Raw genomic sequence first — 15014 nt, forward strand, 5'->3', positions numbered from 1 at the left:
TGCGCACATCGATCAGAAACCGGCTGTAGCTGTCGCTGATCGTCAGCGGATCGATGCGCTGCTGGTCGCGGGTGCGGAACCAGCCCTTGAAGTCCACGCTCCATTCATCATTGGCTTGTCTTGCCTCGCTGAACGGGCGACCCTGATCCAGGGCCCTGCGCCGCCGCCTGGAAGTCTCCACAAGACCTGCCCGTTTGAGGATGTCGCCGATCGTCGAGGCCGCCGGCCAAGATGTCTGCGCCGACTGGCGCCGCAACAATGCCAAAAGCTTGCGCGGCCCCATATGCGGAAACCGCTGACGCAGCGCAATCACCTGATCGACAAGGGCTGCCGGCGTGCGATGTGGGCACGAAACCGTACCGTGCGAGCGGTCGACAAACCAGTCTTCCGCACCGCTCATCTGCCGCTTGCGCCAGGCGTAAAATGTCTCCCGGCTCACACCGTAACGACGGCAAAGATCACTCACACTCCAATGCCCCGAAACATAGTCCGACAGCATCCGAACACGTTCTTCCATGCGACAAGTCTCCACAAATGGCATCGGAAGCCCTCCCTCCGATGCACTATGACTTGTCAACCATCAACCCGGTTCATTCTGTCAGGGATCTGCCCGGGCTGTACCCATGGCTGCCCCTCACCCTAACCCTCTCCCCGTAAAACGGGGAGAGGGGACGTGCCCCACGAGACGTTGGTGAGGGACGGAGAGGCTGCGGCATACACCCTTCTCCCCGTAAAACGGGGAGAAGGTGCCGGCAGGCGGATGAGGGGCCGACCTCGCAGATCGTCTGCCTCCCCTGCCCTACATCCTATGCCTTTTCAGACGCGTGGCGCGGTCGGCGCCAGACGACGCTTCGCCATCGCCAGAAGCCCATTTGCGGCGACGGTCTCGGCGTAGTCCCGATAGGCGGGATCTTGGCTGAGCATGCGCTCTTCGGCCTGCGCGCGCAGCAGATAGATCAGGCTGACGATCGCCAGCATGCCGGCCCGCGCCAGTCCTTCGGTAAGGCCGCTGGCGATGAAGCTCGGGGTCGCAAACAGCCACCAGGAGATGTTCTTCGAGACATAGGCCGGATGTTTGATGAAGCGGTAGGGGCCTGAGGTGATGATGCCGCGATGCGTCAGGTTGGAAAATCGCGGCCCGAAGGCAATGGTCGCCCAGACGTAGATTACGGCGCAGAACAGCGTCGCAACGCTCCAGAGGATGTAGACCACCGATCCCTCCTGGATCACGCTTTCCCAACCCGGCCCGTCGCCATAGGGCACGAAGGCATGCGAAATCGCCGGGAAGAACGGCTCATAACAGATGAGGCAGACGAGCCAGCCGAGCGCCGTCGTCTCCGTCGCCCTGACATGCCATCCGAACAGTTTGAAGGTGGCGATGTAGCCGCCGGCAGCCAGGATGACGTCGAGAAGCAGGACAAGCCGCAGCAGGCCTTCGAACCAGGCGGCTGAAAGTGGGGCAAACAGCCAGGCGGGCTTTTCGGCAAGGTCGGAAAGCGCGGCTATGCCGCTGGAAAACATCAGCACGAGGAAGAAGCATTTGATCGCCAGCAGGCGCAATGCGAACAGCACGTCCGCTTCGCGAAAATCCTGCATCAGCACCGCACGCCCGACCTGATGGAGATAATCGTCGGGCTCGTCGGCGACGCGATCGGTGACCGCGACATAGAGAATGGTGGCGCCGGCAAGGGTGATGGAGATGGGGATGGTGGTATGGCGGGCCTCGATGAACCATTGGATCGCCGACGACTGCGTGAAAAACGGAAAGACGGAACAGGCGATGACGACCGCACCCAAAAGCGCGGCAATGCCGACAAACTTGGTCCCGATGCGCCGCCAGAAGAGGGCCGAAGCTTCGTTCCGCCTCTGTCTCGACGCCCAGCCCACTCGGGCGGCCGGCATGCCATCAACGACGATCCAAACCAAGAGAAGGCAGAACAGCGCAAGCGCCATCGCCTTGCCGGGTTCAAGGAGCAGATAGTTCGAGAGCGCAATGCCGGCGACGCCTCCGATAAGGGTCGCAGCTTGAATCATGAAGGATCCTGCCCCTACCAGGATGGGCCGCCGCTCGAAGAGTTGCCCGAGCTAGAAGAACTGCCGGAACTCGATGAGCCGCCGCCCATGCCGCCGGAACCGGAGCCGGAATTCGAACCGGAGTCATTGCCTGAACGGCCGAAAGCCGTCTCATTGCTCTTTGCAACAACTTTCTTGACGGTGGGCGTTGTTTTCCTGGTCGGCGTGGCGTTCGGGGTATTCCTAATCGGCTCTTCATTGGCGAACAGCGTCTTGGCGCCTGGGTCGAACACACAACTCTGCAGGATTGCGGCTGAGCCGGCGATGAAGGTAGAGCACAATAGGACACGAATGATGAGCTTGCTTTTCATGTAGGGCGCCCCCGGATCGCCGTTTCAGAAGAGATCGTACCTCGGATTTCGTTTTACCCATGTCGCCTTGGCGAGCTTGACTAGCCTGTCATCGATCGACTTGGATTTTGGAATTGTTTTTTGCTCCTGAGCGGTCAGCTCGGCGGTAAAGGCGGCCTCCGCGTTCTTTTTCGCAGCATTGGGCAGCTTCTTGAGTTCCGCCAAAGCCTGGTTCTTCGGATCGCCGCTGCCCGGCATATTGATGGCGGTCGCCAGCGCAAAATAACGCGCCGCGGTCGCAAGGCCGTCCGCCTCCGCTCCTTCTTGCTTCGCCAGAACGGCGCGGTCGAGAGCACCCCAATAGTCGCCGCGTTCGGCGCCCATCTCCAGCCACTTCACAGCTTGCGTCTTGTCTGCGGCAACGCCAACACCGTCACGATACATGCGCCCGAGGTTTGTCGGGGCATGAGGCTGTCCGCCTTCTGCAGCCCGGGTGAAAAGGTCAAGTGCCTTGGTAAGGTCCTGAGGGGCACCTTTTCCAAAGCGATAGACCAGGGCAAGATTGTTCAGCGAGTAGATGTCGTTCCGTTCGGCGCCGGCCTCATAGAAACGAATACCGCGCTCAGGGTCGGCCGGAACGTTGACTCCGTTCAGGAAGATGTAGCCGAGTTCGTTCATCGCATAGGTATGGCCGAGATCGGCGGCCTGCAGCATCAGGCGCAATCCCAGCTGCTGATCGGCCTTGGTGCCGCGGCCGTGGTAGAGGGCTTTGCCGTAGCTGTGCAGGGCAAAGGGATCGCCCTTGGCCGCGCCGGCCTTGGCGATCTCGCTGGCCTTGGCTGCATCGCGCGGAACGGAGGCGCCGAACTCGTAAAGTCTTGACAGTTCCTGGATAGCCCGCACATGCCCGGCATCCACCGCCTTCTTGATCGTCGCGAAAGCGGCCTTGGTGTCGCGGTTGGCAAGCTGGGCGCGGCCGAGCTGGTAGACGAAGCGCGCCACCTCGGGATAGGCCTTTATCGCCTCGCTGCAGGCCGGCAGCGCCTCGTCGGGGTCGATCTCGTTCGGCAGTTTGCCCGCAGTCACGCCCTGCAGGTCGAGGGGTGCTGCGGCTGCGCTGTCGCAGGCGTCGAGCACCGGCTTGAAGGTGACGGTCGCCGGCGGCAGGTTGTCGTTGGCGGCCTGTAGCGTCAGGGCGAACGGCTGGTTTTCCGTGCCGATCTGCGGCTCGTAGGAAAGGCCAGGAATATCGGCTGCCTCAAGCACGTGGCCGAGGCCGATCACCCGGTCTCCGGCGCGCAGCGTGCCCTTGTCGGGCAAGGCCACGACCTTGAAGGTCATCTCCGCCGCCGATGCCGGAACGACCGGCAGGCTGGCCGCGACCGGGCCGACGCCGATCGTGGTGCTCACGTCGCGCGGCAGCGTTTTCAGATAGGCATCGGCATCGGCAAGCCGCACCTGCTTTTGCTGTTCGAGCTGGGCGAGCTTGGCGCCGGCATCCGCCGCCACGGTGATCGCGACGACGCCCTGCGTCGCCTGACCATAAGGATCGCTGACGCTATAGCCGATCAGGCCGACAGTTCCGGCGGCGACACCCGAGGAATCATAAGTCAGCGCCGTCAGCGCCGCGGCCGGCAGCTTGGCGCCCTGCTCGACCGGTTTGCCGTCGAAGCTGAGCTTGCCGGTCTGTGGGAGCTGGTTGAGGGTGACGAGCAGCGTCGAGCCGGTCTCGTCATGCGGCGGGGCGATCGGCAGCTTGGTGGCGGCAGCCCCTTCCGGCACGCTCACCTGCTGCATCGCTTCGACGCTCGGCGGCGGCGGCGCCGGGATGAAATAGAAGCTGTCCATCAACGAGGAGTTTTCCCAGGGAACCTGCTTGCCGCCGGTCATGGCGATCACATCGCGACGGACATCGGTCAGCACCTGGCGGATTTCCTTGTTCGGTTCGCTGGCGCGTTTGATGAAGGATTCGGAATAGGGGCTGAGCGCCCCGGCGCCATCGAGCGCCACCTGGCCCGGTTCTGTTGAGAAGGCGATCAGGCTGCCGAGATCGCTGTCGATGCGGGCAAGGCCGCGGGTGGCGCCGACCGGTTCGAGCTTTTCCGCCATCCAGAATTTCTGGGCATTGAAGGGATTGTTGCGGCAGGCATCGAGGAAGATCAGCTGCACCCGCGAATTCTGCTTGAGATGGTTGAGGATGAGGTCGAGCGGCATGGTCTGCGTCTCGACGTCATAGGGCGTCTCCAGCGTTGCATCGACCGGCACGATGAAATTCTGCCCGCCCACCTGGATGCCGTGGCCAGAATAATATATCAGGCCGGCCTCGGCATTGCTGGTCGAACGCAGGAAGCGGCGCACCGTATCCTCGAGCCCGATGCGGTCGACATTGACGCCGATCGTCACGTCGAAACCGGCCGAGCGCAGCGTGTTGGCGACCTCTTCGACATCATTGGCGGGATTGGGAAGCGAGGGCAGCGTCTTATAGACCGAGTTGCCGATGACGAGCGCGACGCGGCGGCCGTTTTCACCTTCCGTGATGGCGGCATATGCGGTGGCCGTCGACAGCAGTATTGCTGCGATGGTCAGCAGATAGGCGCACAGTCTCCTGATGTGGTGAAACTTGGGCATGGCTCGATCGCAAACATTCTATTGTTTAAGTTCAATAAAATTTGCTGGCCTGCTGGTGCTGGGCCCCCTCCGCATTCACCCTTTGAAAATATTCCTCACCGCTAAAAAAAGCAAGCTTCGCCCGCCTCCAAGTGAATTGGAGCAGTCCCGTCAGATTGGAAGCCCGTCGGCTGCGGGAAAGACTGTCGGCATCAGGAAATTATCCTGCGGCCGGCAGCGGATACGTCAGCGCGGGCGAAGTTTTCTTAGCCTGGAAACGTATAGTTGCTGATCGAGGCCGGTTTCATCTCGATCGAGAAGCCCGGCAGGCTGGGCGGCATGTAGGCGGCGTTCTCGATCCGGCAGGGGTCGAGGAAATGCTCGTGCAGGTGGTCGACATATTCGATGACGCGGCCTTCCTTGGTGCCCGATACTGCGACGTAATCGATCATCGACAGATGCTGCACATATTCGCAGAGGCCGACGCCGCCGGCATGCGGCCAGACCGGCAGGCCGAACTTGGCGGCGATCAGCAGCACGGAGAGAACCTCGTTCAGCCCGCCCATGCGGCAGGAATCGATCTGGACGATGTCGATCGCGCCTTCGGCGATGAACTGCTTGAACATGATGCGGTTCTGGCACATCTCGCCGGTCGCGACCTTCACCGGCGCAATCGCCTGGCGGATCTTGCGGTGGCCGGCGACGTCGTCGGGGCTTGTGGGTTCCTCGATGAAGAAGGGCTTGGCCGGGGCAAGCGCCTTGACCCAGTCGATCGCCTGGCCGACATCCCAGACCTGGTTGGCGTCGATCATCAGATAACGGTCGGGACCGATCACCTCGCGGGCGATCCTCAGACGGCGGATATCGTCTTCCAGGTCGCGGCCGACCTTCATCTTGATATGGTTGAAGCCGGCGTCGATCGCTTCCTTGCAGAGGCGGCGCAGCTTTTCGTCTTCATAGCCTAGCCAGCCGGCCGAGGTGGTATAGCAGGCATAACCCTCCTTTTCGAGGATGGCGATGCGTTCGGCCTTGCCGGCTTCGGCGCGCTTCAGGATCTCGACCGCCTCCTCACGCGTCAGCACATCGGTGAGATAGCGGTAGTCGACGATATCGGCGATCTCCTCAGGCGACATCTCGGCGACGAGGCGCCAGACCGGTTTTCCCGCCTGTTTGGCAAGCAGATCCCAGACGGCGTTGACGACCGCGCCGGTCGCCAGATGGATGGCGCCCTTCTCCGGGCCGATCCAGCGCAACTGGCTGTCGCTCGTCAGATGCCGCCAGAATTTGCCGGGATGGGCGAGCACTTCGGCAAGATCGGTGCCGACGACGAGATGGCGCATCGCCTCGATCGCCATGCAGCAGATGTCGTTACCGCGGCCGATGGTGAAGGTCAGGCCGTGGCCGGCAAGGCCGGGCGCATCGGTATCGAGAATGACGTAGGCGGCCGAATAGTCCGGATCGGGGTTCATCGCATCCGATCCATCCAGGCTCTGCGAGGTGGGAAAGCGGAGATCGAAGACACGAAGGTCGGTGATGCGGGTCATGGTTGTTCTCCCAAATTGCAATAGCCGGATGGCCGGCAGGGCTGCCGGCCGGCTTCCTTGGCCGAAATCAGATCGTCCAGCCGCCGTCGATGGCGATCGCCTGGCCCGACGTATAGGTGGCGCCGGCCAGATAGACGGCGAGATCGGCGATCTCCTCAGGTGAGCCGAGCCGGCCCATCGGCTGGCGGGCGATGAAGGCGGCGCGGGCCGCGTCATAATCGCCCTGGGCGCGCATGCGGTCCTGCAGCGACGGGCTTTCCACCGTGCCCGGGCAGATGGCGTTGCAGCGGATGCCCTCGGCGACATAATCGGCGGCAACGGATTTGGTCAGCCCGATGACCGCCGCCTTGGTGACGCCATAGGCGAAGCGGTTCGGGACGCCCTTGATGCTGGAGGCGACCGAGGCCATGTTGATGATCGACCCGTCCTTGCGCTCCCGCATGCCGGGCAGCACGGCGCGGATGGTGCGGATCATCGCCTTGACGTTGAGGTCGAGGGCAAATTCGAAATCGGAATCCTTCATCTCCAGGATCGAGCCGGCGTGAACGAAGCCGGCGCAGTTGAACAGCACGTCGACAGCGCCGATGTCGGCGACGAGAGCCTTGACCGCATCTTCTTCGAGCACGTTCAGCTGATGAGTGGACACCCCGGTTTCTGCTGCAAGCGTCGCCAGTGCGCCGGTATTGATGTCGGTCGCGTGGACCTTGGCGCCGACCGCGGCAAAGGCTATCGCCGTCGCCCGGCCGATGCCCTGGCCGGCGGCGGTGATGAGAACGGTCTTGCCGGAAAGTCTGTTTGTCATGTCACGGGCCTCTTCTGGAATTGTCTGTGCCGAACGATCGAATGCAGTTTCATGTCTTGGCGAAGGCTCGGGCATTCACCCTTTTCTATTTTGCGCGCTGTGGCTGCCCTCCGGCAAGATGGCGCTGGCAAGCCTGCCGTGTTTTCCGCGTGCGATTTCTCACCCAATGTCAAGCTGCGTCTTCAGTGATGATTTGTCTGTTTATAGACAAACAGACGATTAGCCAAGGGTCAAGCGCAAACTTTTCCTTTTCCGGCTGCGGTTCTGCGTATATGCAGGATGATATTCACAGGAGGAAGGAATGGAGACCGACGAGTCAGACCGCTACCGCGCTCCTGCGCTCGACAAGGGCCTCGATATCCTGGAATTGCTCGCCGGCGTCGACAGCGGCCTCACTCAGGCCGATATCGCCAAGCGGCTCGACCGCAGCCCCAATGAATTCTACCGCATGCTCGACCGCCTGGTGCGTCGCGGCTACGTCACCCGGCTGGACGGCGACCGCTATTCGCTGACGCTGAAGCTCTTCGGTCTGGCGCAACTGCACACCCCGGTGCGCCGACTCGCCTCCTACGCCACGCCGCTGATGCGCGATCTCGCCCAGCGCTCGCGCCAGGCCAATCACCTCGCCGTTTTCGATCGCGGCGCGGCTGTCGTCATCGCCCAGCAGGAGGCGCCGGACTATTGGGGCTTCTCGATCCGCATCGGCGCCCATATCAGCCTGTTCGACACCGGTTCTGGGCATGTGCTGCTCGCCTTCCGCAGCCCGGAGGAGCGGGAGATGATGATCTCCGAACATGTGCGCAGCCGCGCGGAGATAGAACTCGGCCCCGATTTCTACGATCGTCTCGACCAGATCCGCGAGCGCGGCTACGAGATGATGGCTAGCGCCCAGACCTCCGGCGTCTATAATCTCTCCGCACCGGTCCTCGGGCCGGACGGGCGCTGCATCGCCGCCCTCACCTGCCCCTTCATCGCGCTCGTCAATGCGCCGGCAGCACCCGATATCAGCCAGGCGATCATGCTGGTGCAAAAGACCGCCAACCAGCTTTCGCTGCTGGCCGGCGCCGACGTCGTAAGCCCTGCCTGAACGGGCGGCAATTTCTATTTGAACAATCCATTCACCGGGGATAGCTTGCGGCACAGCCTGGCTTGGAGGAGAAAAGCGTGCTCATCGACACCCATCTGCACATTATCGATCGCTCGGCACTGCCCTATCCCTGGCTTTCCCAGGTGCCCGATCTCGATCGTGATTTTCTCTATGAGACCTATGCGGCCGAGGCGCGGCGCTGCGGCATCACCACGGCCCTGCACATGGAGGTCGATGTCGATCCCGCCGCCATGCAGGGCGAGACCGACCACATTGCCGGCATCGCGGGGAAGACAGGCAGCCTGATTGCCGGCGCCATCGTCTCCTGCCGGCCGGAGGAAGAAGACTTTGCCGCCTATCTCGAACGGCAAAAGGCCGATCGCTTCGTCAAGGGATTCCGCCGCGTGCTGCATGTCGTGCCCGACGACGTGTCGGAAGGCGCCTTGTTCCGCGAAAACATCCGCCGCATCGGCGGCAGCGGCCTGACCTTCGACCTTTGCACATTGCCGCACCAGGCCGGCCGCGTCACGGCCCTCATCGATCTCGCGCCGGATGTGCAGTTCGTACTCGACCATTGCGGCGTGCCCGATATCCGCTCCGGTGCCTTCGAGCCGTGGAAGGCCGGCATATCGGAGATCGCCCGGCGGTCGAACGTCGTCTGCAAGGTTTCCGGCGTCGTTGCCTATGCCGATGCCAGGACATGGACGGCGCAGACGCTGCAGCCCTATATCGAACACGTGATTGCAAATTTCGGCTGGGATCGCGTCGTCTGGGGCAGCGACTGGCCGGTCTGCACGCTCGGCGGCGGCTTGTCCACCTGGGTCGCCGCGACCCATGCCGTGCTCTCCGGCAGCAGCGAGGCGGAGCGGTCCAAGCTGCTTTTCGCCAATGCACAGCGTCTTTGGGCGCTTTGAGGTCACGAAATCACATGATGTGCTGTGCCTAATAAAAGTGCTACTTTGGCATGTCTTTTGCTTCTGTAAGGATGAAGCGACGCGGTGTTTCGGTTTGGGACGACTTACCACCAGGCAATTGCTAGCTTTAGCCATCTCAGGTAAAAGTTGTCAGACACGGATTTGGCGAATACTTCTAATCCGGTGTCCTCAGGAGGGAAAAAATGAAAGAAGAACCGCATTCCGTCGATGTTCACGTCGGAAAGACCATCCGTATCCAGCGTTTGTTGAGGAAAGTTTCTCAGACGGAACTGGGCGATCGGGTTGGTGTAACGTTCCAGCAGATCCAGAAATACGAAAAGGGTTCGAACCGCGTTTCCGCCAGCATGCTGGTTGAAATCGCCGGCGCGCTGAAGGTCGACGTCAGGACGTTTTTCGACGATCTGTCGACCCCCGATACGGCCAACGACAACCCTGCTCCCAGCGAGGAATTCATCATCTCGCGCGAAGGCGTGCTGCTCAATGCGGCGTTCTTTTCGATCAAGAACGAAGCTCTTCGCAAGAAGATCCTGAAGCTCGTCCAAGCGATCGCGCATACCGAACAGCTGGAAGGCGACGCGGCAGAATAACACTCCTGATCTTCACGCGGTCCGGGCAAGCCGCATGATGATCGATCGGTGATCGGGGGTGGCGATCGTGGTCGATAGTATCGACCGGGGACCGATCGCGACCACTGGCTATCGATCGGGATCGATCAGGGATCGATTGAGATCAATCAGGGATTGATCGGGATCAATCAGGGATCGATCGGGATCAGTGGCGATCGATCAGGATCAGATTCTCGCTGGCATCCTTCATTGCGATCTTGGCTTTGCTGCCGAGCAGTTTTTCGAGATTGACGTCTAGCTCCCTGTCGGGATCTATGCCGTCCCAATCGATGGCGACCTGCAGCAGCGCCATGTTCGTCAGGTGCATCAGATTACGCAGCTGAAGCTTTTCAGCCTCCTCCTTGGCCGCCGACAGCAGCCGGAAGATCCTTGCGTATTCGCTGCCTGTACCTTCGTTGCGTTGTTCAAACATCGGTCCCGCCCCTTTGGCCGTGAAACCCTACGATTCCATCACCACTGCATCTTTCCGCCGTGACCGTTATTCAAGCGTTACAGCAACCGCATTGCGCGTGACTTCGGCGTGCAGCAGCTCCCAATGCGAGGTTGCGGCAAAGCGCCAGTCACGGTTGACGGGCAGGAATTCGTCCCGGCGCAGCCAATCCAGCACCAGCCGGGCGTCGCTGCGCTTGCGCTCGACGCGATGCTGGCGGACAGCGGCGAGGATCTGGTCGCGGCGCGGCTTGCGGAAATGGCACTCGTCGACGACCTTGGCATAGGTGCGCTCGGAAAAATGCAGGAAACGGCCGGCAAGCAGCAGTTTCTTGCGCTCGCCTGACGAGATCTCGCCACCGGCAAAAAGCGCATCAACGGTCGGCTCGAAATCGACCCAGGGCACCGAAAGCGGCAGCCAGCCGAGCGCCTGCGGCGCATGCACCAGCGCGACGGCTTCGTCGTCGAGCAGCCGCCCGGCCTCGTAATCTTCGAAGATCGAGCCAAGCCCGACCATGCCGAAGGGCGCGCATTCGGCCGCCCGCAACGCGCCCATGCTGGCGCCGCCGGCAACGGCGACATCATGCTCGAGCGCGAACAGAATTTCCTTGTGCCAGACCGAGGGCAGGTCGCCGAAATAACCGTCGACGAGGCCGATGGCGGTGGCGCCGTCGTGAACGGCCTTCAGGATGTCGCCGCAGGCGGCCGGCGGCCGGAAATCGATGCGGGGGGACATGGCTCTCGCCGCCGCGAGATCGCTGCCAAGGCTCGGGCCGACGAACAGCACCTTCATGACTGGGCTCCTCTCATCGTGTTGACCGCCCGCATGCCGAGCTGGATGTACTGGCCCGAGATATCGACCTCCAGGCCCGGCACGATCACCCTGACGACGGAGACGGGCAGGACCCGATGCGCAAACGGCACGACGACGATCTGCTCGATGCCGGTTGCCGCCAGCCGGCCGGCAATCTGGCCGATGGTGTCCTGGATCGTCGCCGCGCGGGGATGGCGGGCCTGGAACGGGCGCATCCGGCCGTCGCCCTCGCAGAGCTCGACCACCTGCTGCATCGCCTCGCTCCGGTCGAGCCGCTGATAGACGCGCGGCGAAAAATCGTCGCGGCTGCCGGCAATCGCGGTCAGCCGGCTCTGCGCCGCTTCGGTGATGGCGCGCAGCGCGGCGCGCACGGGGTCGGGATGGCAGCCGCAGCCGCCGCAGACATGGGCCCAGCGCGCATCGACGCGGTCGGAAAGATTGCCGGGCATGATGACGGCGAGAAAGGCAGGCACGCCGATATCGGTGGTCATGTCGAGCAGCAGCAGCCGCATGCCGGCGCGGGTGATCCGATCGGTCATGATATCGATGACCGCATCGCCGAAGCAGGCGGGGTCGATGCGGCTTTCCTTCAGCCGCTGTGGCGATTTCAGCTGGGTCAGGGCCCAGGCGTCGCGTTCCACCAGTTCGCAAAGCCCATGCAGGACCGCTTCGGACGGCGTGTTGCCGGAGGCGAGCCCGTCGCTCGACTGCTCGAAGCCCGGCGGCCGCTCGCCGCGGTGGTCGAGGCCGACGAGCCACCAGGGCACGAAGACGCTGCTGCCGGAAAGAATGTCGAGCCCGGAGCACCAGGGAATGAGGCCTGTGCCGATCTCGTCGGGTGCGCAGCGTGCGACATTGTCGAGATCGATCATGGCGGCATGTTCGGCCCGGATGCCCTCGACCGTCGCCAGCGTCAGGTCGGCGGGTGGGATTTCGGCGATCCGCGTCTCGATCGCTTCCATGGCGGCCGAGGTCATGGCGGCGTCATTGTCGATGCCCTTGCCCTGAAAGACCGAGAGCGTATGGCTGTTCGGCCGCGTGGCGAAAGCGACAGGGATGTTCAGGACGTCGAGCGCGGTCAACAGGCCGACGCGGGTAATGCCGAATTCGCGCAGATGCGGCCTGATGGCTGCAAGGGTCTGCGCCGGCGTGACGGCGCGGTCATGATACTCGCTGACGCCGGCCGATGATCGTTCGAGGTCATCGGCGAGCGTTTCGAGAGCATTTCCGTTTTTCTTCGGATCACGAAAATGCTCTGTTTCTTTGTTTTCACACAATCCCGGACGCAAAACCACTTCACATTTTTGCTGGAATTGCTCTAGATCGGCGAAAGCGGACATACCAATCTCGCCCTTAACGGAACCTCAGCGCGTGCGTCAGGCTTTCGAGCGCATTGGCGGAAACGTTGAGTTCGTCCTGTTTCATCGCTGCTCTGGCGGCTGCAGAGAAGCGCAGGGACTGGGTCTGAACTGCAGTGCTTTCAGCATTCGTCTTCATGTTCCATCTCCGATTGGTTGGGCAGCGCGCTGCCGTTAACCATCAGAGGGAAACATTGCCTGCGTCATTTAAGCGTTACAGGCTTCGTTAAAAGGCGGTCTATCAGGGAAGACCGGCCAGTTGCAGGCCCTTTATCAGCGGTTCGGTAAAGGCGGGATCGCGATCGGGGACGAAATGACGGATGTCCTCGCTGCGGAAATCGGGGAAGTTGTCCAGAACCGTTCTGGCGTAGCTGTGGGCCTTGCCGGTATTGCCCGACATGGCATGCGAGGCGGCGAGCAGGCGGGCGGTCGCCTGTTTCGTCTTTACCGGTTCCAGCGCGTCGATCGCCTTTTCATATTCCTCGCGCATGAAGTGGATGCCGCCGAGGTTCCAGTAATAATAGTCCGGCGGCAGCGGATTGAGCTTGAAGGCTGCACGGCTGAGCTCCAGCGCCCGGTCGAAATCGCCGTCATGGGAAAGTGCGTCGGAGAAATCGGCGAGAATATCGGCATCGTTGGGATTGAGATCCTGTGCCTGCTGGAAATATTCGAGGCTTTCGTCGAAGCGGCGCCGATAAAGCGCGACAAAACCGAGCTCGCGATAGGCCCGGCCGCTGTTCGGGTCGGACTGCTGTGCCTGCCGGGCGGCGCCGTTCGCCTCATCGAGCAGGTCGGTGTCGCGCATCCCGCGGATCAGCCATTCCATGCCGAGTGCCCGCGACACACCGGCATGGGCGGCGGAGAAATGCTCATAACGATTGAGCGAGGATTTGAACCATTTTCGCGCCTGGCGCAGATGCTGCAGGTCGGTCTGGGCGATCAGCCGCTTGCCTTCCAGGTAAAGGCGATAGGCGGAGGCCGGCGCCTCGCCGATCGGCATCGCCAGTTCGTGGCGCTCGATCGTGTCGGCGAGCGAGGAGACGATCCGCCGCGTCAGATGCGCGAAGGATTCGCTGATCTTCTGCATCACCAGCGGCAGTTCCAGCGCCCAGATCACTTCGGACGTCGTCGTCCGCGTCAGCCGGCAGGTGGCAAAGACGTCCTCGTCGCGGCCCTGGATGGTGACATAAACCGCATAGTCGAAGCTGAGGTCGAGCGGGCCGGACACGGCACGTGCCGGATCGATCGAGCGGCTGAGGATTTCGAGGCTCGTATGCGCCGCGATCACCTTGAAGCCGCGCTGCTGGCTGAGGCCGATGGTGACGTCTTCGAGAAGCGCTCTGCCGACACGCTCCATCAGCGGATCGGTGAAGATGCTTTCCGGCGGCAGGATGATGATGCGCGGCTGGCCGAGGAGATCGCCAAACACTCCAGGCACAGGCGGGCGCTCCGACGCGGCTGCCTGTGCCGCCGGAATCAGGCCGAGTTCGCGGGCGAGTGCTGTGGTGCTTTCCTCCGGCTCGGTGTCGAACTCGTCTTTCAGCTGGCTCTTGCATTTCAGATAGGCCTGGCGGGCCGCAGCCGGATCGTTCATCCTGACATGGGTGCGCATCAGGGCGCGATAGGCCGTCTCACTGGCAGGATCGAGTTCCAGCAGGCGCCTGGCAAGCGCGACCTGCTCGTCATCGGACCTGTCTTCCGATGTTTCGATCAGCCGCGTCAGATGGGTCGAGCGCCATTCGTCGATCCGCTGGCGTTCAAAGGTCAGCCAGTCCTCGGCACCCTGCGTCGGCGATTTGGCGCCTTCCAGCAGTTCGCCGTTCAGCATATCGCTGTCTTCGGGGGCGAGCGGCCCTTTCTGTTTCAGGATATGAACGTCGACCTCCCAGCCATCCGCAAGCCCGATATGGGTTCGGGTCGCGGCAAGCAGCGGCGGAAGGTCGGCGGGAATGCTCTGCTCGATGCGCGACAGCAGCTGGCGCAGGCTGCCTGCCCGTTTTTCCGGCAGTTCCGACTGCCAGAGCTGTCGCCTGACGGTTTCGCGGTCGAGTTCGAGATTGGCTTCGGCGGCGAGCATGGCGAGGAGAAAATAAGACTTCTCCGGCAAAGGGAGTTCCCTCCCCGTTGCCAGCAGCCTCGGTCTTCCGAGCAGGCACAGCCTGTTCTTCGACATCAGTCCGGATCTCCGTTGCATCCCGGTTCTCACCCCTGAAAGCCATGGCGCGCAAACGTAGCGGTCGCGAAAACACGTTAGAGCTATAAGAGCGCCGCGCATAGCGGTTTTTGCTATAAAGAGAAGAAGTTTCAGCGAATATTTGCATTTTCGCGTGCCGCTCGCCGAGAAGATGCTTCGCCAACACTTGCCGATTAAGGTGCTGTGGACCTTCTCCGGCGAGGAGTTGTTTGAGCCGCGGCTGGCCTTCATAGCCAGCAGAGTAGAACAGGATGA

Annotated in this window: 14 protein-coding genes; 3 read left to right on the forward strand and 11 right to left on the reverse strand. The window is 62.2% G+C overall.

The genetic code is table 11. From position 1 onward, the window contains the following. The 6 genes from BBJ66_RS11225 to BBJ66_RS11250 all read right to left on the reverse strand — a co-directional run. Positions 1-541 (reverse strand): helix-turn-helix domain-containing protein (locus BBJ66_RS11225; RefSeq protein ID WP_145926487.1); only part of this gene is annotated, 541 nt, incomplete at its 3' end. Between the two features lie 275 nt (positions 542-816). Next, positions 817-2034 carry a methyltransferase family protein gene (locus tag BBJ66_RS11230; protein WP_071086995.1) on the reverse strand — a complete coding sequence of 406 codons (1218 nt, stop codon included), beginning with the start codon at positions 2032-2034 and terminating at the stop codon, positions 817-819. 14 nt (positions 2035-2048) lie between these two features. Further along, positions 2049-2384 (reverse strand): hypothetical protein, encoded by a 336-nt coding sequence (locus BBJ66_RS34735; protein ID WP_161492674.1) that lies wholly within the window; start codon positions 2382-2384, stop codon positions 2049-2051. A gap of 24 nt (positions 2385-2408) precedes the next feature. Next, positions 2409-4991, reverse strand: a complete 2583-nt coding sequence (locus BBJ66_RS11240) for a caspase family protein (protein WP_071086997.1) — start codon at positions 4989-4991, stop codon at positions 2409-2411. A gap of 245 nt (positions 4992-5236) precedes the next feature. Next, complete coding sequence (locus BBJ66_RS11245; protein WP_071086999.1) at positions 5237-6514, reverse strand: L-fuconate dehydratase; 1278 nt, start codon at positions 6512-6514, stop codon at positions 5237-5239. 67 nt (positions 6515-6581) lie between these two features. Then, positions 6582-7316, reverse strand: coding sequence for an SDR family oxidoreductase (locus tag BBJ66_RS11250; protein ID WP_049736303.1), 735 nt, complete (start codon positions 7314-7316; stop codon positions 6582-6584). Between the two features lie 301 nt (positions 7317-7617). On the opposite strand from BBJ66_RS11250, the gene BBJ66_RS11255 reads away from it, so the two are divergent. The 3 genes from BBJ66_RS11255 (at position 7618) to BBJ66_RS11265 (ending at position 9925) form a co-directional block, all read left to right on the forward strand. Beyond that, the gene (locus BBJ66_RS11255) at positions 7618-8403 is read left to right on the forward strand and encodes an IclR family transcriptional regulator (RefSeq protein ID WP_071087001.1); all 786 of its coding nucleotides are present in this window, start codon (positions 7618-7620) and stop codon (positions 8401-8403) included. A 77-nt stretch (positions 8404-8480) separates the two neighbouring features. Then, positions 8481-9317, forward strand: a complete 837-nt coding sequence (locus BBJ66_RS11260; RefSeq protein WP_071087003.1) for an amidohydrolase family protein — start codon at positions 8481-8483, stop codon at positions 9315-9317. Positions 9318-9520: 203 nt separating this feature from the next. Next, on the forward strand, positions 9521-9925 hold the full coding sequence (locus tag BBJ66_RS11265) for a helix-turn-helix domain-containing protein (RefSeq protein WP_003563605.1): 405 nt from the start codon (positions 9521-9523) through the stop codon (positions 9923-9925). Between the two features lie 184 nt (positions 9926-10109). Here BBJ66_RS11265 and BBJ66_RS11270 read toward each other — a convergent pair whose 3' ends face one another. The 5 genes from BBJ66_RS11270 to BBJ66_RS11285 all read right to left on the reverse strand — a co-directional run bounded on the left by BBJ66_RS11270 (position 10110) and on the right by BBJ66_RS11285 (position 14759). Further along, positions 10110-10376, reverse strand: a complete 267-nt coding sequence (locus BBJ66_RS11270) for a hypothetical protein (RefSeq protein ID WP_049736306.1) — start codon at positions 10374-10376, stop codon at positions 10110-10112. Between the two features lie 66 nt (positions 10377-10442). Further along, positions 10443-11186 (reverse strand): TfuA-like protein, encoded by a 744-nt coding sequence (locus BBJ66_RS11275; RefSeq protein ID WP_049736307.1) that lies wholly within the window; start codon positions 11184-11186, stop codon positions 10443-10445. Continuing rightward, positions 11183-12547, reverse strand: coding sequence for a YcaO-like family protein (locus BBJ66_RS11280; RefSeq protein ID WP_244511654.1), 1365 nt, complete (start codon positions 12545-12547; stop codon positions 11183-11185). Before BBJ66_RS11280 ends, BBJ66_RS11275 begins: the two co-directional genes overlap by 4 nt. Positions 12548-12560: 13 nt before the next feature. After that, positions 12561-12704: a hypothetical protein gene (locus BBJ66_RS34935; protein WP_167347838.1), complete on the reverse strand. Its 144-nt coding sequence runs from the start codon at positions 12702-12704 to the stop codon at positions 12561-12563. Positions 12705-12806: 102 nt separating this feature from the next. Next, entirely contained in the window at positions 12807-14759 is a 1953-nt protein-coding gene (locus BBJ66_RS11285) for a BTAD domain-containing putative transcriptional regulator (RefSeq protein WP_071087007.1), read from the reverse strand. Positions 14760-15014: the final 255 nt, after the last annotated feature.

This window comes from Rhizobium sp. RSm-3 (assembly GCF_001854685.1).
Lineage (GTDB): Bacteria > Pseudomonadota > Alphaproteobacteria > Rhizobiales > Rhizobiaceae > Rhizobium > Rhizobium ecuadorense.

Excerpts from the sequence above, each read along its gene's own strand:
- BBJ66_RS11265 (WP_003563605.1), top strand. The coding sequence starts at position 9,521 with ATGAAAGAAGAACCGCATTCCGTCGATGTTCACGTCGGAAAGACCATC.
- BBJ66_RS11275 (WP_049736307.1), bottom strand. The coding sequence starts at position 11,186 with ATGAAGGTGCTGTTCGTCGGCCCGAGCCTTGGCAGCGATCTCGCGGCG.
- BBJ66_RS11230 (WP_071086995.1), bottom strand. The coding sequence starts at position 2,034 with ATGATTCAAGCTGCGACCCTTATCGGAGGCGTCGCCGGCATTGCGCTC.
- BBJ66_RS11245 (WP_071086999.1), bottom strand. The coding sequence starts at position 6,514 with ATGACCCGCATCACCGACCTTCGTGTCTTCGATCTCCGCTTTCCCACC.
- BBJ66_RS11270 (WP_049736306.1), bottom strand. The coding sequence starts at position 10,376 with ATGTTTGAACAACGCAACGAAGGTACAGGCAGCGAATACGCAAGGATC.
- BBJ66_RS11255 (WP_071087001.1), top strand. The coding sequence starts at position 7,618 with ATGGAGACCGACGAGTCAGACCGCTACCGCGCTCCTGCGCTCGACAAG.
- BBJ66_RS11250 (WP_049736303.1), bottom strand. The coding sequence starts at position 7,316 with ATGACAAACAGACTTTCCGGCAAGACCGTTCTCATCACCGCCGCCGGC.
- BBJ66_RS11280 (WP_244511654.1), bottom strand. The coding sequence starts at position 12,547 with ATGTCCGCTTTCGCCGATCTAGAGCAATTCCAGCAAAAATGTGAAGTG.
- BBJ66_RS34935 (WP_167347838.1), bottom strand. The coding sequence starts at position 12,704 with ATGAAGACGAATGCTGAAAGCACTGCAGTTCAGACCCAGTCCCTGCGC.
- BBJ66_RS11240 (WP_071086997.1), bottom strand. The coding sequence starts at position 4,991 with ATGCCCAAGTTTCACCACATCAGGAGACTGTGCGCCTATCTGCTGACC.
- BBJ66_RS11285 (WP_071087007.1), bottom strand. The coding sequence starts at position 14,759 with ATGCAACGGAGATCCGGACTGATGTCGAAGAACAGGCTGTGCCTGCTC.
- BBJ66_RS34735 (WP_161492674.1), bottom strand. The coding sequence starts at position 2,384 with ATGAAAAGCAAGCTCATCATTCGTGTCCTATTGTGCTCTACCTTCATC.